General features: G+C 41.9%; 23 protein-coding genes and 1 tRNA gene. 20 read left to right on the top strand and 4 right to left on the bottom strand.

What is annotated here, in order from left to right; translation table 11 throughout:
* The first annotated feature begins 21 nt into the window (after nucleotides 1-21).
* The 10 genes from ACFOZY_RS13830 to ACFOZY_RS13785 all read left to right on the top strand — a co-directional run bounded on the left by ACFOZY_RS13830 (nucleotide 22) and on the right by ACFOZY_RS13785 (nucleotide 8,734).
* Nucleotides 22-963 carry a nucleoside recognition domain-containing protein gene (locus ACFOZY_RS13830; RefSeq protein WP_378156512.1) on the top strand — a complete coding sequence of 314 codons (942 nt, stop codon included), beginning with the start codon at nucleotides 22-24 and terminating at the stop codon, nucleotides 961-963.
* Nucleotides 960-1,616 carry a pyrophosphatase PpaX gene (gene ppaX, locus ACFOZY_RS13825; RefSeq protein ID WP_378156510.1) on the top strand — a complete coding sequence of 219 codons (657 nt, stop codon included), beginning with the start codon at nucleotides 960-962 and terminating at the stop codon, nucleotides 1,614-1,616. The genes ACFOZY_RS13830 and ppaX overlap by 4 nt, the downstream gene beginning before the upstream one ends.
* The gene (locus tag ACFOZY_RS13820; RefSeq protein ID WP_378156508.1) at nucleotides 1,613-2,125 is read left to right on the top strand and encodes an acyltransferase; all 513 of its coding nucleotides are present in this window, start codon (nucleotides 1,613-1,615) and stop codon (nucleotides 2,123-2,125) included. The genes ppaX and ACFOZY_RS13820 overlap by 4 nt, the downstream gene beginning before the upstream one ends.
* A 116-nt stretch (nucleotides 2,126-2,241) precedes the next feature.
* Nucleotides 2,242-3,762: a tetratricopeptide repeat protein gene (locus ACFOZY_RS13815; RefSeq protein ID WP_378156505.1), complete on the top strand. Its 1,521-nt coding sequence runs from the start codon at nucleotides 2,242-2,244 to the stop codon at nucleotides 3,760-3,762.
* A gap of 68 nt (nucleotides 3,763-3,830) precedes the next feature.
* The gene (trxB, locus tag ACFOZY_RS13810) at nucleotides 3,831-4,778 is read left to right on the top strand and encodes a thioredoxin-disulfide reductase (RefSeq protein WP_378156503.1); all 948 of its coding nucleotides are present in this window, start codon (nucleotides 3,831-3,833) and stop codon (nucleotides 4,776-4,778) included.
* 336 nt (nucleotides 4,779-5,114) lie between these two features.
* On the top strand, nucleotides 5,115-5,600 hold the full coding sequence (locus tag ACFOZY_RS13805) for an NUDIX hydrolase (RefSeq protein ID WP_378156501.1): 486 nt from the start codon (nucleotides 5,115-5,117) through the stop codon (nucleotides 5,598-5,600).
* Nucleotides 5,597-6,475 (top strand): RNase adapter RapZ, encoded by an 879-nt coding sequence (gene rapZ, locus ACFOZY_RS13800; RefSeq protein WP_378156499.1) that lies wholly within the window; start codon nucleotides 5,597-5,599, stop codon nucleotides 6,473-6,475. The genes ACFOZY_RS13805 and rapZ overlap by 4 nt, the downstream gene beginning before the upstream one ends.
* A gap of 4 nt (nucleotides 6,476-6,479) precedes the next feature.
* Entirely contained in the window at nucleotides 6,480-7,442 is a 963-nt protein-coding gene (locus tag ACFOZY_RS13795) for a gluconeogenesis factor YvcK family protein (RefSeq protein ID WP_378156497.1), read from the top strand.
* Nucleotides 7,443-7,467: 25 nt separating this feature from the next.
* Nucleotides 7,468-8,403, top strand: a complete 936-nt coding sequence (whiA, locus tag ACFOZY_RS13790; RefSeq protein ID WP_378156495.1) for a DNA-binding protein WhiA — start codon at nucleotides 7,468-7,470, stop codon at nucleotides 8,401-8,403.
* Nucleotides 8,404-8,476: 73 nt separating this feature from the next.
* On the top strand, nucleotides 8,477-8,734 hold the full coding sequence (locus ACFOZY_RS13785) for an HPr family phosphocarrier protein (protein ID WP_378156493.1): 258 nt from the start codon (nucleotides 8,477-8,479) through the stop codon (nucleotides 8,732-8,734).
* Between the two features lie 42 nt (nucleotides 8,735-8,776).
* On the opposite strand, the gene clpP is transcribed toward ACFOZY_RS13785, so the two are convergent.
* Nucleotides 8,777-9,376 carry an ATP-dependent Clp endopeptidase proteolytic subunit ClpP gene (gene clpP, locus ACFOZY_RS13780; RefSeq protein ID WP_378156491.1) on the bottom strand — a complete coding sequence of 200 codons (600 nt, stop codon included), beginning with the start codon at nucleotides 9,374-9,376 and terminating at the stop codon, nucleotides 8,777-8,779.
* A 175-nt stretch (nucleotides 9,377-9,551) separates the two neighbouring features.
* On the opposite strand from clpP, the gene ACFOZY_RS13775 reads away from it, so the two are divergent.
* From ACFOZY_RS13775 to ACFOZY_RS13765, 3 genes are all read left to right on the top strand, one after another.
* Nucleotides 9,552-9,623 (top strand) — tRNA-Arg (locus ACFOZY_RS13775).
* 422 nt (nucleotides 9,624-10,045) lie between these two features.
* Nucleotides 10,046-10,624, top strand: a complete 579-nt coding sequence (locus tag ACFOZY_RS13770) for a LemA family protein (protein WP_378156489.1) — start codon at nucleotides 10,046-10,048, stop codon at nucleotides 10,622-10,624.
* Entirely contained in the window at nucleotides 10,624-11,406 is a 783-nt protein-coding gene (locus tag ACFOZY_RS13765; RefSeq protein WP_378156487.1) for a TPM domain-containing protein, read from the top strand. Before ACFOZY_RS13770 ends, ACFOZY_RS13765 begins: the two co-directional genes overlap by 1 nt.
* A 174-nt stretch (nucleotides 11,407-11,580) precedes the next feature.
* Here the strand turns inward: ACFOZY_RS13765 and ACFOZY_RS13760 are convergent, their stop codons facing one another.
* From ACFOZY_RS13760 to ACFOZY_RS13750, 3 genes are all read right to left on the bottom strand, one after another.
* Entirely contained in the window at nucleotides 11,581-11,868 is a 288-nt protein-coding gene (locus tag ACFOZY_RS13760) for a hypothetical protein (protein ID WP_378156485.1), read from the bottom strand.
* A 322-nt stretch (nucleotides 11,869-12,190) separates the two neighbouring features.
* Nucleotides 12,191-12,913, bottom strand: a complete 723-nt coding sequence (locus tag ACFOZY_RS13755) for a sulfite exporter TauE/SafE family protein (protein ID WP_378156483.1) — start codon at nucleotides 12,911-12,913, stop codon at nucleotides 12,191-12,193.
* A 221-nt stretch (nucleotides 12,914-13,134) separates the two neighbouring features.
* A protein-coding gene (locus ACFOZY_RS13750; protein ID WP_378156811.1) for an IS3 family transposase occupies nucleotides 13,135-14,498 on the bottom strand; the annotation gives its coding sequence in 2 pieces (ribosomal slippage) (nucleotides 13,135-14,039 and nucleotides 14,039-14,498; 1,365 coding nt in all).
* A 368-nt stretch (nucleotides 14,499-14,866) separates the two neighbouring features.
* Here ACFOZY_RS13750 and rpoN point away from each other — a divergent pair.
* The 7 genes from rpoN to gpmI all read left to right on the top strand — a co-directional run bounded on the left by rpoN (nucleotide 14,867) and on the right by gpmI (nucleotide 22,349).
* Nucleotides 14,867-16,132, top strand: coding sequence for an RNA polymerase factor sigma-54 (gene rpoN / locus ACFOZY_RS13745; protein ID WP_378156481.1), 1,266 nt, complete (start codon nucleotides 14,867-14,869; stop codon nucleotides 16,130-16,132).
* 17 nt (nucleotides 16,133-16,149) lie between these two features.
* Nucleotides 16,150-16,383 carry a glutaredoxin family protein gene (locus ACFOZY_RS13740; RefSeq protein ID WP_378156479.1) on the top strand — a complete coding sequence of 78 codons (234 nt, stop codon included), beginning with the start codon at nucleotides 16,150-16,152 and terminating at the stop codon, nucleotides 16,381-16,383.
* 128 nt (nucleotides 16,384-16,511) lie between these two features.
* Complete coding sequence (locus tag ACFOZY_RS13735; RefSeq protein ID WP_378156477.1) at nucleotides 16,512-17,546, top strand: sugar-binding transcriptional regulator; 1,035 nt, start codon at nucleotides 16,512-16,514, stop codon at nucleotides 17,544-17,546.
* Nucleotides 17,547-17,565: 19 nt separating this feature from the next.
* Nucleotides 17,566-18,570: a type I glyceraldehyde-3-phosphate dehydrogenase gene (gene gap / locus ACFOZY_RS13730; RefSeq protein WP_378156475.1), complete on the top strand. Its 1,005-nt coding sequence runs from the start codon at nucleotides 17,566-17,568 to the stop codon at nucleotides 18,568-18,570.
* Between the two features lie 298 nt (nucleotides 18,571-18,868).
* Complete coding sequence (locus ACFOZY_RS13725) at nucleotides 18,869-20,056, top strand: phosphoglycerate kinase (protein WP_378156473.1); 1,188 nt, start codon at nucleotides 18,869-18,871, stop codon at nucleotides 20,054-20,056.
* 12 nt (nucleotides 20,057-20,068) lie between these two features.
* Nucleotides 20,069-20,830: a triose-phosphate isomerase gene (gene tpiA, locus ACFOZY_RS13720; protein ID WP_378156470.1), complete on the top strand. Its 762-nt coding sequence runs from the start codon at nucleotides 20,069-20,071 to the stop codon at nucleotides 20,828-20,830.
* Complete coding sequence (gpmI, locus tag ACFOZY_RS13715; protein ID WP_378156468.1) at nucleotides 20,823-22,349, top strand: 2,3-bisphosphoglycerate-independent phosphoglycerate mutase; 1,527 nt, start codon at nucleotides 20,823-20,825, stop codon at nucleotides 22,347-22,349. The genes tpiA and gpmI overlap by 8 nt, the downstream gene beginning before the upstream one ends.
* Nucleotides 22,350-22,364: the final 15 nt, after the last annotated feature.

Genomic DNA, 22,364 nt, shown 5'->3' with positions numbered 1-22,364 from the left:
GATAAGGAAGTCGAAATGGGAATGTCAACAATTCAGAATGGCTTGAAAGCGGGCCTTAAGACAACTTGGGTATTGGGAAAGGTGATCTTTCCAATTACGCTCATCTTGGTCATGCTTCAATATACACCGGTTCTCCCATGGATTATTGAGCTGATCTCTCCTGTAATGGGCGTGTTCGGACTTCGCGGAGATGCAGCCATCCCACTCGTATTGGGCAATGTGCTCAATTTATATGCGGGGATTGCAGGGATTTTATCATTGGAATTGACTGTGAAGGAAGTGTTCATCCTCGCAGTTATGCTTTCGTTCTCACATAATTTATTGATTGAAACGGGGGTTGCCCTGAAAGTTGGAGTGAAGCTGTGGGTAGTACTGCTTGTCCGTTTTGGTCTTGCAGCAACATCTGCGATCTTAATCAATCTCTTCTGGAAGGGCGGCGGGGAAGTAGCGAAATATGGATTCGCTCATGTTGAAGAAGTGAATCCTGATGGCTGGTTTCAAGTTTTCTTATTAGGATTGGAAAAAGCATCATTTGGGATTCTTCAATTAGCCATGATCGTCATACCCTTGATGATCATCATCCAGTTCCTTAAAGACCGTCATTACTTACAAAAGTTTTCGGAGAAACTAACTCCTATTACGAAAGTTTTAGGTGTTCAGCCAAACACGTCGTTGACACTGGTCACCGGTTTGACAGTCGGGCTGGCATTTGGAGCCGGTGTTATGATCCAAGCAGTTCAAGAAGATGGTGTGAGTAAAAGAGATGCAACCATTGCGTTCATTTTCTTAGTAGCATGTCACGCCATAGTGGAAGATACATTAATTTTCATTCCATTAGGAATTCCTGTATTACCATTATTTCTGATTCGAATAATCGCGGCATTCGGATTAGCGTGTACCGTCTCCAACTTATGGAAACGATCAGAAGCAGCAAAAAGAAAAGAGGTGGCCATGTCATCATGAATGAACGTCCTATAACCACATTATTATTCGATTTTGACGGAACATTACTTGATACAAACGAATTGATTACGCAAACCTTTCTGACCGTACTTGGTGAACGGTTTCCCGGGAAATATGATCGTGAATCGGTTTTACCATTCAACGGACCGACATTAAAGCAGACATTTGACGCGATCGATCCTGAAATGTCGGACGAACTTCTGGCCGCTTATTATAAAGTCAATCAAACACTTCATGATGAACTGGCTGTGGAGTTTGAAGGAGTGTCGGAAACACTGAATAAGTTAAAGGCTCATGGCTTTAAAATGGCAATTGTTTCGTCAAAAAGACGGGACTCGTTAGATAAAAGCATGAAGCTTATAAGTGCTCGCGAAGTGTTTGATGTCATTATTGGCGCAGATGATGTAACGAATCCGAAACCAGATCCTGAACCGATTCTCCTTGCTTTGGAACAATTAGGAGCTTCGAAGGATGAGTCCTTAATGATCGGGGATAATTATCACGATATCGTAGGGGGGCAAAATGCTGGCGTTCGTACAGCCGGGGTTGCCTGGTCTGCCAAAGGCGAACAGTACTTAGCCACTTTCAATCCGGATTATATGCTTCAGCATATTTCCGACTTGTTAGAGATAACAGGAGTAGGAGTGAAATGAGGAGAACGGAACGCCATCCGGTAGACGGACCGAATTCCTTGTGGCAGCTATATAAAACAGTGTCATTTTGGAAGGTGGCGAAAAATTTCGTTGTCATCCAAATTGGCCGCTATACACCTTCCATGGCATTGAAACGTTTTCTCTATCGTACATTCCTTCGGATGGACATAGGGAAGCAGACTTCTCTTGCATTAATGGTCGTGCCAGACACGATGTTTCCAGAGAGGATTAAGGTTGGAGAGAATACCATCATCGGGTTCAATACTACCTTACTTGCACACGAGTATCTCATTGAGGAGTACCGCCTTGGTGATATCGTGATTGGTGACCGAGTCATGATTGGTGCAAACTCAACGATTCTTCCAGGTGTTGTAATCGGGGACGGTGCGATTGTATCGGCAGGTACCCTGGTCCATCGTGATGTTCCAGCAGGTGCAATGGCTGGTGGCAATCCAATGCGAATCATCTATACAGCTGAAGAAATGGAAGCAAGGAAAAGATCTCACTAATGGGATCTTTTTTCTATGCCAGCTCGGGAGTGTCTAGTACGGCAATGTGTTATAATGGAAATTATGAGATAGAATGTACATGACATTCTTTAACTACTATTGAAGGAGTTACAAGTTTGAATAATCAGCAAAGAAAAGATCGAAAGAAGAACGTAGTGTCTTTCATTCCGAATGGCGACTACTATTACAATAAAGGTTTACAAGCCCTTCAGCGCGATCAGTTCGATAAAGGGCATAAATATATGAAGCGGGCAGTGGAACTTAGCCCTGATGATCCGATGATTTTAATGCAATATGCAATCATTGAAATGGAGCTTCAGAAATACGATCATGCACTTGAATTGTTGCGCAGCGCCAACAGTCTCGATCCGAATGAATCTGATATCGTGTTCTTTTTAGCTGAAGTCCATGCCCATTTAGGGATGCTGCGTGAGGCCAAGAGATTTGCCACGAAATATCGGGAGATGGACCCGAATGGACCGTACCTGGACGAAGCTTTGGAAATTTTAGAGTTCATCGACCATGAATTCGATTTCGATCTATTGGAAGATTCGAAAGAAAGTGAAATGCACTATTTGCAAGAGAAGGCTCGTCGATTGATGGAGCGTGGTGAATTTGAACAGGCTGTACAGCTATTGGAATCGGTCATCGAAGAATTCGACGATTTCTGGTCGGCTTATAACAATTTAGCGTTAGCTTATTTTTATATCGGTGAAGAAGAACAGGCAAAAGCATTGCTTCATACAGTTCTTCGGAAGGACAAAGGGAATCTTCATGCCCTATGTAACTTGGCGGTCTTCTATTATTATGAAAAGAACGAAGAAGAGTTAGAGGAGATCTTGGAAGTGCTGGTCAAGATCAATCCATATTCCCTTGAACACAGATATAAATTAGGGGCCACTTTTGCGCTTGTCGGCAAGAACGAAGAAGCATATAAATGGTTGAAAAGTCTTCAACGAAAGGGCTTTGAAGGGGATCCTGGCTTTTACTTCTGGCTTTCACATGCCGCTTATTTCTCCGGTTATGAGGATACGGCTAAAAGTGCATGGAAGCAATTGACCGACTTGGATCCGACGAAAAAAGGACTTGAACCTTGGCATGACCGTGATAAGGCGTTGCATTCAACGAGTGAGTTCGATCGGACCTTCATTTTGGAAAAACTGAATAACTCTTATAGCAGTGAACGTCTATTCGGTATTTTCCTACTTAGTAAGTCAGAACATAAGCAAGAAATCATCTCGCATCCAAAATGGGTGGATATCGAAAAGTTGACCACTTTTGAAAAACTGGCCCTTGCCTATGCATTAGGCCACCGTTTTGAAGCAGCAGAGCCGAAGCTTAAAACTTTTTTGAAAGCGATGAAAGCGACGGAAATCTTATACGAGCAAAATAGTCCGCTCGATTCGGTGAAATCCCATTTATTCCAAATGTGGTTCCTTCTTTTCGAAAAAGGGCTTGAAAAAGGCTACTTATTTAAGAACACGGATGCGTTAGCCGCTGCTGCGGATTATATGTTCCGTTCTTCTCGTTTTTCAGGCGTTACAAAGAAGGCTGTGGCTGAACAGTATGGCGTGTCTGTGCCAACTTTAACGAAGTATGTAAATGACCTGATTCAATTTTTGCCCATGTATGATTGAGCAGAAAGATTGAAGAAGTTACATGTTTCTTATACGATTTAGGTAGCGTATGAGGAGGATAATGACAAATGACAACAGAAAAAATTTATGATGTGATTATCGTTGGAGCAGGCCCTGCAGGTATGACTGCGGCCGTATATACATCAAGAGGAAGCCTTTCGACTTTAATGTTGGAACGCGGTATTCCCGGAGGCCAGATGGCCAACACGGAAGAAATTGAAAATTATCCCGGCTTCACTTCCATTTTGGGACCAGACCTTTCAACTAAAATGTTTGAACATGCGAAAGCGTTTGGCGCTGAGTATGCATATGGCGATGTTGAAAGTGTTGTGGATGGAGCGGAATATAAAACCATTAAAGCTGGCGGAAAAGAATATAAAGCGCGTGCTATTATCATTTCAACTGGGGCCGAATATAAAAAAATGGGCATTCCCGGAGAAAGTGAACTTGGTGGACGAGGAGTCAGTTATTGTGCCGTTTGTGATGGGGCATTCTTCAAACAGAAGCATCTCATTGTCGTCGGCGGCGGAGACTCGGCAGTCGAAGAAGGTGTCTACTTAACTCGTTTTGCTGATAAAGTAACGATTGTTCATCGCCGTGATCAGTTGCGTGCTCAAAAAATTCTTCAGGATCGTGCCTTTGCGAATGAAAAAGTTGATTTCATTTGGAATCATACTTTGAAAACGATTAATGAGGAAAACGGAAAGGTCGGCAGTGCGACGTTGGTATCCACTGTAGATGACACTGAAACAACAATGCCGATTGATGGGGTATTCATCTATATTGGAATGGTGCCTTTGACAAAACCGTTCCAATCTCTTGGGATCTTGAACGAAAACGGGTATATCCCGACAAATACCGAAATGGAGACATCCGTTCCAGGGATTTTTGCAGCTGGTGACGTACGTGAGAAGCATTTGCGTCAAGTGGTCACTGCAACAGGTGATGGAAGTATTGCTGCTCAAAATGTACAAAAGTACGTAGAAGAACTAAAAGAAAAATTAGAATCCAACTAATTTAACCTGTTCTTAACGAGCCTGTAATACGAATGAAATATGGTTGGGTTATAGTAAGTATAGTAATTTGACCCCCTTTTAAAATAGTATTACCTTTGGATGGCTGCTCACCAATTTGGTGGCAGTCTTTTTTTATTTATAGGAAGGGATGCTAAGTTCGCCTATACCCACGGTTCACTTGTCGCAAAATACATTGCTGCTTCAACATCCCTTTTGTCAGTGCAGTTCATTCAAGGCAGTATTTTGTTTGGCAGCACAACCAATCGTGTTGGCCCGGAAATGCTTGATTAGGTATAATAAAAGGAATGAGTCTACAATAGATATGGAGTGTAGAGGGTGCAACGAATCGCAAACTTAATCGTCCTACGAGACGGCCAAGTATTATTATTAAAAAAACCTAGGCGCGGCTGGTATGTGGCACCCGGAGGGAAGATGGAGCCGGGTGAATCGATTTATCAGGCCGCCATCCGGGAATTTTCGGAGGAAACGAATACTGTCCCTTCAAATCCACATTTGAAGGGCATCTATACAATGGTCATAGTCGACCCTGAAACCGAAACTGCTATTGATGAATGGATGCTCTATACGTTTGTAGCGGATGGTTTGACCGGAGATTTGTTGGAAGAAAATCGGGAGGGTGTACTGGAATGGCACCCTGTAGAAAGCCTCTATCATCTTCCGATGGCTGAAGGCGATCGGAGCAACTTGCTCTTTGCCGTAACGCAATCCGGATTGCAATATGGAACATTTGTCTATACACAAGATTTTGAGTTGTTAAAAGAAGACCTACAATCTTCGAATGAAGGGGATCATAAGAAATGAATGAAAATCATGATATGGAACTTGTCATTATCACAGGTATGTCTGGTGCCGGGAAGACAGTTGCCATTCAAAGTTTTGAGGACTTAGGGTTTTATTGTATTGATAACCTTCCGCCGGAACTTCTCGTCACATTTCTGGATTTGATGAAGAGATCCAACCAAAAAATGAAGCGTATTGCGGCAGTAATGGATATGAGAGGTGGCGGTCTTTTCGATTCTCTCATCGGTACCCTTGATACCCTTTCAAAGGACAGCAGCATCCATATGGAAATTTTGTTCTTGGAAGCTGACAATGAAACGCTCGTAAAACGCTATAAGGAAACGAGGCGTACTCATCCTCTTGCTTCTGGAGGATTGTTGCTTGACGGGATTCGGAAGGAAAGGGATTTGCTTGGAGAATTGAAAGACCGGGCACATTTCATCTTTAATACATCCCGTCTTAAACCGAAAGAACTGCGTGAAAAGATTCAAAAGAACTTTTCCGAAAACGGGGAATCCACCTTTACCGTCCATTTCATGTCATTCGGCTTTAAACATGGGGTTCCAATTGACGCGGATCTTGTGTTTGATGTCCGTTTTTTACCGAACCCTTTTTACATTGAAGGATTAAAGGAAAAAACAGGAATGGACTCTCCAGTTTCCGAATATGTGTTAAAATGGGAAGATACACAAATATTTGTTGAGAAACTTACAGATCTATTTAAATTCGTCATCCCGCGATATCAGAGGGAGGGTAAATCCCAGGCTGTTGTTGCGTTCGGTTGCACAGGAGGACAACACCGCTCGGTAACTCTCGCTGAATACTTCGGCAAACTATTTGGCAGCGAATATAAAACAGTCATTACCCACCGAGACATTAATCATAGAAAGGGTTGACTATATGGGGCGTAATAATGAGAAACGAATCGTCATTATAGGCGGGGGCACCGGATTATCAACCCTCCTCCGCGGATTAAAAAACTTCCCATTACATATTACTGCTATTGTGACGGTAGCAGATGACGGAGGAAGCTCCGGTAGATTGAGGGATGATTATGATATTCCACCGCCAGGCGATGTACGGAATGTCATGGCAGCCCTTTCGGATGTAGAACCGCTTGTAGAAGAAATGTTCCAATACCGCTTTGCACATTCTGCCGATTTAGGCGGACATTCTCTTGGAAATCTGATGCTGGCTGCACTGACTGATATCACAGGAGATTTCACACATGCCATTCGAGAGATGAGTCGTGTCTTAAATTTGAAAGGGACTGTCCTGCCAGCAGCCAATCAGCGGATTACTCTACATGCCGAGTTAAGCGACGGAACGATTGTTACAGGCGAATCCAAAATCCCTACATATGATCTTAAGATCAATAAAGTGTATTTGACTCCGCACGATGTAGAACCTCTTTCTGAAACAGTGACTTCCCTTCAATCTGCTGATATGATTGTGATCGGTCCAGGCAGCTTGTACACAAGCATTCTTCCTAATTTACTCGTTGAGAGTATTCGAAAGGCAATTATTGAGTCAACTGCCAAAAAGGTCTATATTTGCAACTTGATGACCCAAGCTGGTGAAACGAAAGGCTATACGGCTGCTGATCATGTACAAGCATTGTACGATCATGTAGGCAGTCCGTTTATCGATACGATTTTATTGAACGATGTAGTGATGCCACCAGAAATACGTAAGTTATATGAAATGGAAAAGGCAGCTCCGGTCGAGTATGAGATGGAAAAGTTGTCTGGACTTGTTCCGGAAATAGTGATGAAAAGCATAGCCACTTCCAGAGAGGGCAATATTCGCCATGAAGCCTCAAAAGTCGCCGCATGGTTAGTGGAAAATATGGAAATGAGATAGATTGGATTGAGAGGGGGAGTGGATCATGTCTTTTGCTTCCGATACAAAAAAGGAATTGACACAAATAGAAACGTCGCCTTGTTGCACAAAGGCAGAACTTTCAGCCCTGATCCAGATGAACGGTGTGTTGTCGTTCACGAATAGGCAATGGAGTTTAGATGTACAAACAGAAAATGCTGCGATTGCCAGAAGAATTTATACCAATTTAAAAAAGCTCTATCCGCTTAGAGTTGAATTATTAGTTAGGAAAAAAATGCAGCTAAAAAAGAACAATGTTTATATTTGCAGAGTCCGCGAAGGAGCAAGAAAGCTGCTGGAAGAACTGGAAATCGTTTCAGAAGGTCTTCAGTTCGAACAAACGATTTCACCAAATATTATTAAAAAGTCCTGTTGTAAACGTTCCTACTTACGTGGTGCATTTTTAGCAGGGGGATCCGTGAATAATCCTGAGACCTCGTCTTATCACCTTGAGATATTCTCGCTTTATAAAAGTCATAGTGAAGCGCTTGTTAGGCTTATGAACCTTTTCAAGTTGAATAGCAAATCGATTGAACGTAAGAAAGGCTATATTGCTTATTTAAAGGAAGCGGAAAAGATTTCGGATTTCTTAGGATTAATCGGTGCTCATGTGGCTCTGATGAAATTCGAAGACGTGCGGATTGTCCGAGATATGCGAAATAGTGTTAATCGCCTTGTTAACTGTGAAACTGCCAATCTGAATAAGACAATCGGAGCAGCTATTAGGCAAATTGAGAATATCCGATACATCGATCATATGATGGGGCTCGATCAACTTCCTGACAAACTCCGAGAAATCGCCCGCCTAAGAATTGAACACCAAGACGTAACCCTTAAAGAGTTAGGTGAAATGGTTTCGACTGGAGCGGTTAGTAAATCAGGCGTAAATCACCGGCTGCGAAAGCTGGATGAAATCGCGGAAAATCTTCGTAAAGGAATTTGAGATTTGTTCTTTCATGATATATTCGTTAAGATAAAGAGTAAGGGTTTTCAATGTAGAAGGAGGCACTAGTTAGATGACCGAGAAATCTGTCGAGGTTAAGTTAAAAACTGGATTGCAGGCGAGACAAGCTGCACTATTCGTGCAAGTTGCAAACCGCTTCTCATCTGATGTGTATTTACAAAAAGACGATAAAAAAGTAAACGCCAAAAGTATAATGGGCATTATGAGTTTAGCAATCAGCAAAGGTACGTCGGTCACATTATGTGCAGACGGTTCTGATGAAGAAAATGCCATTTCCTCTTTGGCTGAAATTATTGAATCAGAAGAATAAAAAATCCCGGAAGGAAAGTTTCCTCCCGGGATTTTATTTGTCTTATTTCTTTGGTAATTCACTTGGGGACATTAAGATGTCATCAATCAGTCCATATTCTTTTGCGCGTTCAGCTGTCATGAAATTATCACGATCAGTATCACGTGCAATCACTTCAAGTGATTGGCCAGTACGTTCAGCCAAGATGTTGTTGAGCTTGTCACGCAAGAAGAGGATTCGCTTAGCAGCAATCTCGATTTCAGTAGCCTGACCTTGTGCACCGCCAAGTGGTTGGTGAATCATTACTTCTGCATTCGGCAATGCATAACGTTTTCCTTTTTCACCTGCAGCCAATAGGAATGCTCCCATGGAAGCGGCCATACCGATACAAATAGTTTGGACATCCGGCTTGATGTATTGCATCGTGTCGTAAATCGCCATACCGGCTGTAATGCTTCCGCCGGGACTGTTGATATACACGGAGATGTCTTTGTCCGGATCCTCTGCTGCAAGGAATAGCAATTGTGCAACAATGGAGTTCGCGACTTGGTCGTTGATTTCGGAACCTAAGAGAATGATCCGGTCCTTCAATAGACGGGAATAGATGTCATATGCCCGTTCACCACGGTTTGTTTGTTCAATAACTGTAGGAATTAAATTCATTTCGGTTTTCCTCCTTTAAGGTGGATGTATTTTCAGGACATAAAAGCGAAATGCTTTAGATGTACCTTTATCATAATAGTATGGTCAAGGATGGTCAAATATAATGCATTTTATTTCGCCTCTTGATATTTATTTTATTCGTTTGTATAATAGATAAGGTCCGATACAATTTCATGGCCTCGTGGTGTAATGGATAACACTGGAGATTCCGGTTCTCCCGCTAGGGGTTCGATTCCCTTCGAGGCCGTATTTAAAACACTGAAAAATACCTTGCAGATTCTGTAAGGTATTTTTTTATATCATTTTTCTGAAGTTAATAATATTCCGTGTGCTTCGTCTATTGCAAGTCTAACACTTTGTATATGATGTATTGAGGTAGAAACGAGTGAAAGAAATAAGAGTGGAAAACTATAAAATCGCCGTATATTACACGGAAGGCACTGTTTTTTAGAATTAAAAGTGAATTAGTCACTGTCCACGGCAACTCGCGAACCTTGGGAACCCATTTCCCATCCAATAATGGGTGAAGAAGATATATAAACTGCTTTTAGCAGTGGCACACTTGCATTATACGCAGTGTGCCCTTTTTCATAATAGGCATAGATTTGTTTTAATTCTTTTCGAAATAGGTACATTACATATATAGGACCAGCATGAGGAGGACAACATATGAAGAAAGCTTTTGGACCGATAGCGATTATTGTAATTATCTTAATAATTGGCGCGATGATGATCATACCGAGCTATAACTCATTAGTGGATTTGGAAGAGAATGTAGATCAATCATATGCGCAAATAGAAAGTCAGCTTCAACGAAGACTTGATCTAATCCCTAACCTTGTAAATACAGTTAAAGGGTTCGCGGCACATGAGAAAGAAGTGATCGCGAGCATTTCTGATGCCCGAGCAAAGTTAGCAGGAGCCAATACCCCGGAGGAACAAGCTAATGCGGATGCAGAACTATCCAGTGCTCTAAGTCGATTGCTTGTCGTAGTGGAGAATTATCCGGATTTGAAAGCCAATCAAAACTTCCAACAATTGATGGATGAATTAGCAGGGACTGAAAACCGGATTGCGGTGGCAAGACAAGATTATAACGGTGTTGTCGCAGCTTATAACAAAAAGGTGAGAAGATTTCCTGGCAGCTTAATGGCCGGAATGTTTGGTTTTGAACAAAAAGAATACTTCGAAGCAGATGCAGCAGCGCAAGAAGCCCCAACCGTCGACTTTGAAGGGAATGGAGACTGATGAAAAAGGTTGCAGGTTGGTTGACCATCGCATGTCTGGTTCTGGGAATTCAGATCAAAGCCGATGCTGCAGCAATTCCACAGCAGGTCGGGGACATCTTTGTCCAGGATCATGCAGGTGTATTGACCCCTGAACAGAAGTCGGAATTGATCACGTTAGGAAAAAATTTGGAGGCAGGAACGACTGCACAAGTTGTGGTGATGACCATTCCGAGTTTGGAGGATGAAACGGTTGAAAGCTATGCGTTAAAAGCACTTAGGGAATATGGGATTGGTCAAAAGGGAGAGAATAATGGTGTTCTCTTTCTGGTTGCTCTAAAGGAAAGAAAAATGCGGATTGAAGTCGGATATGGATTAGAAGGGGCACTGCCCGACGGAAAAGTCGGGCGGATTTTGGATGAATACGCCTATCCATATTTTGAGCGAGATCAGTATGATGAAGGAATCATTAATACGTACAAAGTTCTCTACAATGAAGTGGCTGCTGAATACAATTGGAACGGTGAAGTCGCTCAAGTTCAAGGAGCAGGAAACCAAGGTGGCGGTGGTGGATTTTCAACCATTTTGATAATGATCGTCTTGTTCTTTATCATAAGCTCCTTCTTTGGAGGGGGCGGCGGAGGCCGTGGTGGCGGACGCCGTAGAAGAAGCGTTGTATTCTTCCCACCATTCTTGGGTGGTGGTGGAGGCGGCTTCGGAGGCGGCGGAGGCGGTGGCTTTGGCGGTTTCAGTGGTGGTGGAGGAGGTTCCTCCGGCGGCGGTGGAGCAAGTCGTGGCTGGTAAAGATGAAAAAGCAGAGACTGTCCTTTAATTCCGTTCAGTTTTGAATCACTAACTTGCAATTCGAACCACAAATAAGCATCCAATTAAAATATCAATTGGATGCTTATTTTTATTGATATCCTACCGTTGATTCCGCTTTTTTAACTTATTGGACTCTCACAATAATTGCAAAGGTCATAATTTCAAACGCATTCGTTCTAATAATATAGGTGCTATATTTAGCAAGATAGAAGCAATAGTCAAAAACCAAAATGCCCTTGCCATACCGGGTATTACATCTGTTATAGCGGCCCAATCTTCCGCTTTTACCCATCGAGTTAGATAACTGTAATCTGCACAAATTGTTAATGCTGTAAATGATAACCCGATCGCCATAGCAAGCTTATAATCTTTTCCTGCTTTATACATATAAAGATTTATTAAAGTTGCTACTATTGCAATAACCCCAAATATTATCCACATAACTATACCTCCCCTGAAATTCTTTCATTCTACGATAGGCCATAATTCCTTCTTCCACTAATAACACTTTTACTATGAAACGTTTAAAACGAATTGATGTTCCAATTTTAAATAAGCTCCACTAAGGTATATTTAATTCATCTGATGTAAATGTAGAATGTGCGTGCTTAACAAAATATTAAAAGTCACAACTCCTAATATCGTTACTACTAAAATAAAATTTTCTAACTGTATGAACCTGGCTGTTACCACAATAAAAAATGAGCTGCTGCAACAAATATTGGATTTAAAACTCCAGCAGCCATTTGTTTAATATGGATTTTTACGAATTCAAACTTACGATTAGAAGAAAAATTCCTGTAAAACTTAAGAGAAAATATGTAAGTATCTTGAAAATCCTTTGATTCAGCCATTTGAAAATAATTTGACCTATTAACAACCCCAAAAATACGACAGGAATTGCATATAGACTTGATTCCCAGATGAATTTATTTGTACCCGAAAAGATTATTTGAGTAATTAGGCTGATCAAATAAATAAACAGATAAAAAGCTAGAGTCGTTGCTCTGATCTTCCCTTTTTCAGTATCAGTTCCTGTAAAATAAAGCAATAACGGAGGGCCTGGCATGCCAATGCTTGTAGTTAAAAGACCAGAAGTCCCCCCAACAATGAAATCTCTAATGCGAGTTGGTTTTACTCTAAAGTTTAGTATTAACAGCAATGTTAATATTAATAGCAATATACTAACTCCCATTTTAAATGCAGTTATATTCATGGAATTAAAGATTAATAAACCGAAGGGTACCCCGACAATACTTCCGATAATAAATCTCTTTATCAGTAAAAAATCAATGTCTTTTCTTATTTTCCATATTAATGAAAGAGAAATAATCAAAGATAAAATAATATTTATTTGTATAGCTTCTTTTGGTAGAAATAACATTAATAAAAATGGTGTCGCCATTATGGAAAATCCAAAACCTGTACTTGTTTGCAGAACTGATGCCACTAATATAATGCAGAAAAAAGATAATATAGTGCCCAAATTGACCTCCTATATACAATTCAAAAAATTTTCATTAATAATATGATCTACTCTAATTCAACAAAACAGCTGGTTTAACGTTTATCAGGAACGTGATTCAATCCCTTTTTCTGATAAAACCTTACTACTTGAATTAGATGCCGCTTTACTTAAATAAGTTCAACAGAAAGGGCATTAATCCCTTCCTGATGTGACCCCCAAAAGTTAGACACTCTATTTAGTTATGCAGCCTTTGAGGATTGAATCCGGTATTGTACTGGACTCAATCCTTTTAATTTTTCCTTAATCCGTCTGTGGTTATAATAATCGATGTATTCTTCAAGCTCACACTTGAAGTGTTCCATACTTTGAAACTCTTGAATGTATAGTAGTTCAGATTTTAGATGGCCAAAAAAGTTCTCCATTACGGCGTTGTCCAAACAGTTTCCTTTTCGCGACATACTTTGGGTAATTCCGTGTTGTTTTAATTCATAAATATAAGGTCTCATTTGATAATGCCAGCCTTGATCCGAATGTAAAACAGGGGCTTGTCCTTCGGATAAGCAAGTTAAGGCTTTATCCAACATTATCGAAACCAACTCGTACGTAGGACGGCTTTGAATATTGTAGGCAATGATTTCTCCATTAAATAAATCAAGTACAGGAGAAAGATAGAGTTTCTCACCAAACAAATGGAATTCCGTAACGTCAGTTACCCACTTTTCATTGGGGTTGGTAGCCGAAAAATCACGCTCAAGGATGTTTGGAGCAATCTTACCGACATTCCCTTTATATGAACGATATTTTTTCATACGTACCAGGGATTTTAAGCCCAATACCTTCATCAGTCGTTGAACCGTTTTGTGATTAATGAGATAGCCACGATTACGTAATTCCAATGTGATCCGACGATACCCGTATCTTCCTTTATGTTCGTGATAAATAGTTGAAATCATCGATTTCAATTCGGCATATTTATCCGGACGATCAAATTGTTTGGTCCAGTAATAATAGGTGCTACGTTTGAGGTTAGACAGCTTGATTAATGCCTTTATGGAAAACTGATCCCTTAGTTCAAACACTACTTGCGTTTTGTCTTTCGTTGTAATGCTTCCTTTTCTTGAACTAAGGCATTCAACTTTTTTAAATAGGCATTCTCCATACGTAACCGTTCATTTTCTGCCTGTAATGCTTCAAAGGAGCCCTCGACGAGGGCTTTGTTTTTAGATGGTTTTTGATTGTCTTTTTTCACCTTTGGACGCCCCTTCTTCTTTGGTTTAAGGGCTTCTACACCATTGTTTTTAAGTCTAATTCGCCATTTGCGAATCGTTCCTGGAGAAGATAAATTAAACCGCACGGCGGTCTCAACAGTAGACAACCCATTTTCGTTCATGTAATTGAGTATGTTTAGTTTATCTTCTAACGAAAAACTTGTATAGCTCTTCTTAAAGGCATCTTCTCCGTGTAATTCATATTTCCTTACCCAGAAATCAATCGTTTCAGTATTAGAGACCTTAAGGGACTTAGCAATCGAATTAAGACTCTCACCACCTTTTTCGTATCGTTTAACAGCCTCTAATTTTTGTTCACTCGTTATTTGGGCCATAAAAAATACACCTCCAATTGTTAGTTTTGTGTCTAACAATTGGGGTGCAGTTCATCCCGGATCAACGCCCCGTGGTCATTCTCGAATCCTCCTACCATTCTCATTCGTTGGTAATGGTAGGTACTTTTATAGTAAATTCAATCCTTTACTGCCCGCTTTTTTATGAAGCGTTGATAGAATCGAAAAATCGCTGATATATCCTCAAGAATCGTTGATATCTACCTAAGAATCGTTGATATCCTGATTGGGTTCGAATTCCCCCGCACCTTTTGAATTATTTTCACTTTCACCAACATAATGATAGCGTTTTCATTCTCATCTTCCAACCATTCTCAATTTTGTTTATAATGGATTTGGGGGTAGGGAGATTGAACGCGACTTTAAAACAATCTGCAACAATGTCACAAAGGCTCAAATTGTCACGGACTATGAAGCAATCCTTGGAACTTCTTCAGTATTCAACCGAGGAGCTGCATACCTTCTTAAAGGAACGAATGGAAGAAATTCCTTTTCTGAAAGTCAATTTCTATGAAAGTTCATTTCCTCATTTAACCATTGATTCAGTGCCGAATAAATTGACGGGAAGACAAGTACTTCACCGGAATATCCGAGATCAGCTAATGAACGAACCTATACAATCTGAAGTGAAGAAAGCGATCCATTGGTTAGTGGACGATATAGAGGAAGACGGCTTACTACGATCAGGTTTAGAATACTATGCAAAATTAATCGGAACGAAAAATTCTGTAGTAGCCGAAGCGATTCAGTACATCCAAACTTGTGAACCTGCAGGCATCGGGGCTACTTCCTTAGCGGAATCTTTACTGATTCAAGCGAAGCGCGCCGGATTATCGCAAACCGTAATCGATATACTCTCCGAATACTTCGATGCGTTCAGTTCAAGGAAATGGAGAGAAATTGAACGGGAAAGTGGTTATTCTACCAAAGAAATACAAGAAGCTGCAGTTCAAATCGGACAGCTCAACATGTATCCATTGGTACATTTATTAGGTCAAAGTACGCAATACGTACGGCCGGATGCCGATATAACCGGAGGGGAAATACGTTTTTTCAAACATGCTTTTCCGGAAATCGGCATTAGCCACGAATATATTCAAGCGTTGCCGTCAGATGATGCAACAGTAAAACAGTATGTCATTGAAAGAACTGCTGACATCCAACAGATCAGAACCCAATTAGTCGAAAGAAAATCTACGATTAAATTGATAATTAGAAAAATCACTGAAAAACAATCCAGCTTTTTCAAAAATGGTTTTCCCGCCATTGTTCCGATGACGATGACCGACATCGGAAAAGAGTTGAACTTGCATGAGTCTACGGTCAGTAGGGCGATTCGGGAAAAATACATTCACACACCTTATGGGACTATACCATTGAGGAATTTCTTCTCACAATCTGCCACCACAAAAGAACTGGTAGAGGTTTCACCGAATCATGTGAAGGAGAAGATTAAAGGATACATCCATGTCGAAGATAAGAAAAAACCTTTATCGGATCAGAAAATAGCGGAATTATTGATGATGGATGGTATTCCACTTTCTCGAAGGGTTATTGCAAAATATCGGGAGCAATTGAAAATCCCAGCCTCTTCGTACCGGAAAAGGTTAACATGATGAAAGGGACAGATTAGATGAAGATTCACTTTTATACTCGCCCTGGTTGTCATCTTTGTGATGAAGCAAGGTTGATGATCGGTCTTGTCCAAGAGGATTTCCAGCTGGAAGTGCTCGAACATAATATAGAACTGGATGATGAATTACATGAAAAATACATGCTCATGATTCCCGTTATTGAGAAAGATGGGGAAGTGTTGCTATATGGCAACATTGACTATGTAAATTTAGTGGAAGCGTTAGAATCTTAACGCTTTTTTTATTTGCATTTTTTAGTCAGGAAGAATAGACTGTGATTAACAGGTTTATTTTTTTTGCCCCACTTGGGACTTTTATTGATATGGCGGGACGAAAATTGTCCCTATGAAGGAGGTTCCGGATGGACCCTGTTGTAGATTCTTTGAAAAAAATCATGCCAGAAGCGGTTGAAAGTCTGTTAAAAAGGTATCGAATACTAACGGCTATTAAAAATATGGGACCTGTTGGAAGAAGAGTCTTGGCGGAACACCTTCAGTTATCGGAGCGGGATGCAAGAAAAGAAACCGACCTTCTTCGAAACCAAAGCTTAGTGCATTATGATTCCTCTGGAATGATGATAACGGAAGATGGAGAGAATGTTCTTGTCGGCCTTCATGAATTGACGCGCGAATGGTCAGGAATCACAGAGGTGGAACGAAAGTTAGAAGAACTTCTGAACATACGTGAAGTCATAGTCGTTTCAGGTGATTGCGAACATGATCCGCAAACTAAAACAATGATGGGTTCCGAAGCTGCTAATCGACTTTCTACGGTTATTCAAAAAGGACAGACGATTGCTGTGACCGGAGGTAGTTCAGTTGCAGCTGTTGCAGAGTCGGTTCCGTCTTCTGTTAAGAACAAGGATTTGCTCTTTATCGCCGCGAGAGGCGGTATGGGTGGCGATTTGCAGACCCAAGCAAATTCCATTGTTGCTTCAATTGCAGAAAAGACTGCCGGCAAGTACCGTACATTGTTTTTGCCGGATCAGTTAAGCGAAGAATCATATGAAAGCATTATGAAAGAGCCGTTCATAGTAGACATGATCAATCTCTACCAAACAACGGACCTTGTTATTCACGGAATCGGAGACGCCACTGAAATGGCCGTAAAACGTAACTCTACAGACGAAGAAATTGGAATACTCAAAGATACAGGAGCTGTAGGGGAAGCATTTGGGTATTATTTCAATGAACAAGGTGAAGCCGTTCACAGGATTAGGACAGTAGGCATCCAATTGAGCCAATTAGAAAGAGTGCCTACAATCTTGGCAGTAGCGGGAGGTTCCAAAAAGGACCTTGCGATTCTATCTTATTTGAAACACGCACCTCAACAAACAACGTTAATCACCGACGAAGGGGCAGCGTTGAACATGTTAAATCGTTTATCAAACAAGTGAACAAATGGAGGAGAAAGTTATGACTTTAAAATTAGCGATTAATGGATTTGGACGTATTGGACGTGTGGTTTTCCGTGATACATTAGGCCGGGAAGATATAGATGTTGTAGCAGTCAATGACTTAACAGATGCTGCAATGCTCGCTCATTTGTTGAAATATGATTCCATCCACGGAACATTAGAGGCAGATGTATCGCACGAAGGTGAGTATTTAATCGTAAATGGCAAAAAAATCCGTGTGTATGCAGAAAAAGATCCTGCAAATTTACCGTGGAAAGATTTAGGAATCGATGTTGTAATCGAGTCCACTGGTATTTTCCGCGATCCGGAAGGTGCAGGGAAACATATTGAAGCCGGAGCTAAAAAAGTAATCGTTTCGTCTCCTGGTAAAAATATGCCAACATTTGTAATGGGTGTGAACGAAGATCAGTACAATCCAGCGAATGATCACATTGTATCCAACGCATCTTGTACGACGAACTGTTTAGCACCAGTAGCGAAAGTGTTGAATGACAAGTTCGGCATTAAACGCGGAATGATGACTACTATTCATTCATATACGAATGACCAACGTATTCTTGACTTGCCGCACAGTGACTACCGCCGTGCACGTGCTGCTGGGCAATCGATGATTCCGACTTCTACAGGAGCGGCATCTGCAGTTGCGAAAGTTCTTCCGGAATTGAAAGGGAAATTGGACGGCATGGCAGTTCGTGTACCAACACCTAACGTTTCATTGGTGGACTTAGTTGCAGAATTGAATACGAATGTAACGATCGAAGACGTGAACGCAGCACTGAAGGAAGCTTCTGAAGGTGAACTAAAAGGATTCTTAAGCTATAACGATCTACCATTAGTTTCTGCTGATTATAATGGCGATAAATCATCCTCTACGGTTGATGGGTTATCGACCATGGTATTGGAAGACAATATGGTGAAAGTCCTTTCGTGGTACGATAACGAAACAGGCTATTCTACTCGCTGTATTGACCTTGCTCTTCATATGTACGCAAAGGGATTATAATCAATAGCCAAATAGACAATGGAACCTCTATAATGAAATAGGGTAAAGGAACGGGGGTTACCCGTTCCTTGTTTTTTTGGTACTGATTAAGATATTGTTCACCTAACCATTCCGCTTCAGACGGACGCTTTCCGAGGCCAACAGGATGTTGGTCATGGATGCGTTGCCGCAGGACGCGGCGAACTTAGCAACCCTTCCAAGCTCGCTGTCCCGCAGGAGTCGCCGTCTTACGCTCCATTAGGATCCAAACAATATAGCTTACTGTACCTATTTACATACATGTAGGAGGGTTTTCTTCATGCAGCAAAAACAGTCAATCAATGATGTGCAAATGGACGGCAAACGAGTATTTTGCCGAGTGGACTTTAACGTACCGATGGAATCGGGAAAGATTACAGACGACACAAGAATTCGGTCTGCGGTTCCGACCATAGAAAAATTGTTAGATAAAGGCGCAAAAGTCATTTTGGCGAGCCACCTTGGACGTCCAAAAGGCGAAGTGAACGACGACATGCGCCTGACAGCTGTAGGGGAACGTTTATCCGAACTTTTAGGAAAGCCGGTAAACAAACTGGACGAGTCCATCGGGACGGAAGTCGAGAATGCCGTTGCCTCTATGAATAAAGGCGATATCATCCTTCTGGAAAACGTCCGCTTCCATAAGGGCGAAGAAAAGAATGATCCTGAACTGGCGAAGAGTTTTGCAAATTTAGCTGACCTCTACGTCAACGATGCATTTGGCGCAGCTCACCGTGCGCATGCTTCAACGGAAGGGATAGCGAAACATCTTCCTGCAGTTTCCGGTCTTCTTATGGAAAAAGAACTGTCCGTTTTAGGTAGTGCATTATCGTCACCAGAACGTCCGTTTACTGCGATCATCGGTGGAGCGAAAGTGAAGGACAAGATTGGTGTCATTGAATATTTGCTTGAGAAGGTAGACAACCTGATCATCGGTGGCGGTCTATCCTATACGTTTGTAAAAGCGAATGGGCATGAAATCGGAAAATCTCTCTTAGAAGAAGATAAGATTGACTTAGCGAAATCATTTATTGAAAAAGCAAAGCAAAAAGGAGTAAACCTCTATTTACCGGAGGACGCTGTCGTAGCAAAAGAATTCTCAGCTGACAGCGAAACGAAGGTAGTGGAGATCAATGACATCCCTTCAGACTGGATGGGACTGGATATCGGTCCAAAAACTGTACAAACATATGCAGAAGTCATCAAAAACTCCAAAACTGTCATTTGGAATGGACCAATGGGTGTCTTTGAAATGAAACCATTTGCAGCTGGTACAAAAGGTGTGGCAGACGCAATGGCCGAAACAGAAGCTTATACGATTATCGGAGGCGGGGATTCCGCAGCTGCTGTTGAAAAGTTTGAAGTGGCTGACAAAATGGACCATATCTCTACAGGCGGCGGTGCTTCCCTTGAATTCATGGAAGGTAAGGAACTACCTGGAGTCAGTGCGTTGAACGATAAGGAATAAGGAGGAATCGGCATGAGAAAACCAATTATTGCAGGCAACTGGAAAATGTATAAAACGCTTGAAGAAGCGACACAGTTTGCTGAAGAAGTGAAAGGGCTTGCGCCGGATCCTGAAAAAATGGATGCTGTCATTTGTTCACCAGCACCATATTTAGCTCAGCTTGTCCAAGTGTTGGACGGCTACCCAGTAGCTGTCGGTGCGCAAAACATGCATTACGAGGATGAGGGTGCTTTCACAGGCGAAGTAAGTCCTGTCCAATTAAAAGACCTAAGTGTCCAATATGTGATTATCGGGCATTCAGAGCGCAGGGAATATTTCAACGAAACAGATGAAGCGGTCAATAAGAAAGCAAAAGCCGCACTTAAATACGAATTGACTCCGATTATTTGTGTCGGCGAAACTCTTGAAGAACGCGAAGCGGGCAACACGGAAAAGAAAGTATCGACTCAAGTGAAGGCAGCACTTGAAGGCCTCAATGATAGCCAAGTAAAACAATCGGTCATTGCTTATGAGCCGATCTGGGCAATCGGTACTGGAAAGACTGCAACTGCCGAGGATGCCAATGAAGTGTGCGGGGCTATCCGAAAAACCGTTGCCGAACTCTACAGTGATGAAACCGCCCAAGCGGTTCGAATCCAATACGGCGGCAGTGTGAAGCCGGAAAATATTGATGAGCTTCTTTCAATGGAGCATATCGATGGCGCCTTGGTCGGAGGAGCAAGCCTAAAATCCGATTCCTTCGCCAAACTATTGGAGGCGGGAGCCAATGCCTAAATCTCCTGTCGCTCTTATTATCCTGGATGGTTTCGCTCTTCGTGAGGAAACATTCGGTAATGCAATCGCCCATGCGAAGAAACCGAATTTTGATCGATACTGGTCATTTTATCCGCATTCCACATTGGAGGCATGCGGTGAAGCGGTTGGCCTGCCAGAAGGACAGATGGGGAACTCCGAAGTGGGTCATATGAACATCGGTGCAGGCCGAATTGTGTACCAAAGCTTAACGCGCATTAACAAGTCGATCCGTGATGGAGATTTCTTTGACAATGAAGTACTGCTCAATGCGATCCGACAAGTGAAGGAAAACAAGTCTTCACTACATCTCATGGGTCTTCTTTCAGACGGTGGCGTGCATAGCCATTACGAACATCTCTTTGCGCTGCTGAAATTGGCCAAAGAACATGGCGTAAAAGAAGTGTATGTCCATGGTTTCCTTGATGGACGTGATGTAGGGCCTGACACGGCAATCGGCTACATCGAAGAAACAGAAAAACAAATGGCTGAAATCGGTATAGGGAAATTCGCGACGATGAGCGGCCGATATTATGCCATGGATCGTGACCGTCGCTGGGACCGGGTGGAACAGACTTACCATGCAATTGTAGATGGAAAAGGCGAACAGTTTAAATCAGCGGCTGCGGGCGTTTCAATGTCTTATGACAAAGATATCTTGGATGAATTCGTTGTACCATTCGTCATTGAAGAAGAAGGAGAACCTGTGGCAAAGTTGAAATCAGACGATGCAGTTATCTTCTTTAATTTCCGTCCAGACCGGGCGATACAGCTTTCAATGGCGTTGACGAATCCGATATTCTCCGGTTTCCCATTGAGTGTCAACCATCCGAAAAATCTGAAGTTAGTAAGCTTTACACATTATAGTGATGAAGTTTTGGCGCAAGTGGTCTATCCAAATGATAATTTGGAGAATACTCTTGGCGAGGTCATCTCTTCAAGTGGGCTTACACAGTTGAGGATTGCAGAAACAGAAAAGTATCCACATGTCACATTCTTCATGAGCGGAAGACGCGAGGAGCCATTCCCAGGAGAGGACCGGATCCTCATCAATTCACCGAAGGTCGCTACATACGACTTGAAGCCTGAAATGAGTGCGTACGAAGTGACGGAAGCTTTGTTGAATGAAATCAAGAACGATAAAGTTGATGGGGTCATTCTGAACTTTGCCAATCCAGACATGGTCGGGCATAGCGGAATGTTAGAACCTACTGTCAAGGCTATTGAAGTGGTGGATGAATGCCTCGGAAAAGTGGTAGACGCCATCGTCATGAATGGCGGTACAGCGATTATCACAGCAGACCATGGGAACTCCGATGAGGTAGTGACGATGAACGGCGATCCGATGACAGCACATACCACAAACCCGGTTCCGGTGATTGTGACGAAAGAAGGAATCGAGCTTCGTGACGGGGGCATATTGGCCGATTTAGCGCCAACAATGCTGAAGTTATTGAATTTGAAACAACCGGTTGAAATGACTGGAAAACCATTATATTAGTTTGAGGGAGAGAGA

It is taken from the genome of Chungangia koreensis (genome assembly GCF_042651785.1).
Taxonomy (GTDB): Bacteria; Bacillota; Bacilli; order Bacillales_A; family Planococcaceae; genus Chungangia; species Chungangia koreensis.
This window is presented reverse-complemented; position numbering and strand designations above follow the sequence as displayed.

Excerpts from the sequence above, each read along its gene's own strand:
- ACFOZY_RS13740 (WP_378156479.1), top strand. The coding sequence starts at position 16,150 with ATGAAGATTCACTTTTATACTCGCCCTGGTTGTCATCTTTGTGATGAA.
- trxB (WP_378156503.1), top strand. The coding sequence starts at position 3,831 with ATGACAACAGAAAAAATTTATGATGTGATTATCGTTGGAGCAGGCCCT.
- ACFOZY_RS13770 (WP_378156489.1), top strand. The coding sequence starts at position 10,046 with ATGAAGAAAGCTTTTGGACCGATAGCGATTATTGTAATTATCTTAATA.
- whiA (WP_378156495.1), top strand. The coding sequence starts at position 7,468 with ATGTCTTTTGCTTCCGATACAAAAAAGGAATTGACACAAATAGAAACG.
- rapZ (WP_378156499.1), top strand. The coding sequence starts at position 5,597 with ATGAATGAAAATCATGATATGGAACTTGTCATTATCACAGGTATGTCT.
- clpP (WP_378156491.1), bottom strand. The coding sequence starts at position 9,376 with ATGAATTTAATTCCTACAGTTATTGAACAAACAAACCGTGGTGAACGG.
- gpmI (WP_378156468.1), top strand. The coding sequence starts at position 20,823 with ATGCCTAAATCTCCTGTCGCTCTTATTATCCTGGATGGTTTCGCTCTT.
- ACFOZY_RS13830 (WP_378156512.1), top strand. The coding sequence starts at position 22 with ATGTCAACAATTCAGAATGGCTTGAAAGCGGGCCTTAAGACAACTTGG.
- tpiA (WP_378156470.1), top strand. The coding sequence starts at position 20,069 with ATGAGAAAACCAATTATTGCAGGCAACTGGAAAATGTATAAAACGCTT.
- ACFOZY_RS13785 (WP_378156493.1), top strand. The coding sequence starts at position 8,477 with ATGACCGAGAAATCTGTCGAGGTTAAGTTAAAAACTGGATTGCAGGCG.
- ACFOZY_RS13820 (WP_378156508.1), top strand. The coding sequence starts at position 1,613 with ATGAGGAGAACGGAACGCCATCCGGTAGACGGACCGAATTCCTTGTGG.
- ACFOZY_RS13735 (WP_378156477.1), top strand. The coding sequence starts at position 16,512 with ATGGACCCTGTTGTAGATTCTTTGAAAAAAATCATGCCAGAAGCGGTT.
- ACFOZY_RS13760 (WP_378156485.1), bottom strand. The coding sequence starts at position 11,868 with ATGTGGATAATATTTGGGGTTATTGCAATAGTAGCAACTTTAATAAAT.
- ACFOZY_RS13765 (WP_378156487.1), top strand. The coding sequence starts at position 10,624 with ATGAAAAAGGTTGCAGGTTGGTTGACCATCGCATGTCTGGTTCTGGGA.
- gap (WP_378156475.1), top strand. The coding sequence starts at position 17,566 with ATGACTTTAAAATTAGCGATTAATGGATTTGGACGTATTGGACGTGTG.
- ACFOZY_RS13795 (WP_378156497.1), top strand. The coding sequence starts at position 6,480 with ATGGGGCGTAATAATGAGAAACGAATCGTCATTATAGGCGGGGGCACC.
- ppaX (WP_378156510.1), top strand. The coding sequence starts at position 960 with ATGAATGAACGTCCTATAACCACATTATTATTCGATTTTGACGGAACA.
- ACFOZY_RS13725 (WP_378156473.1), top strand. The coding sequence starts at position 18,869 with ATGCAGCAAAAACAGTCAATCAATGATGTGCAAATGGACGGCAAACGA.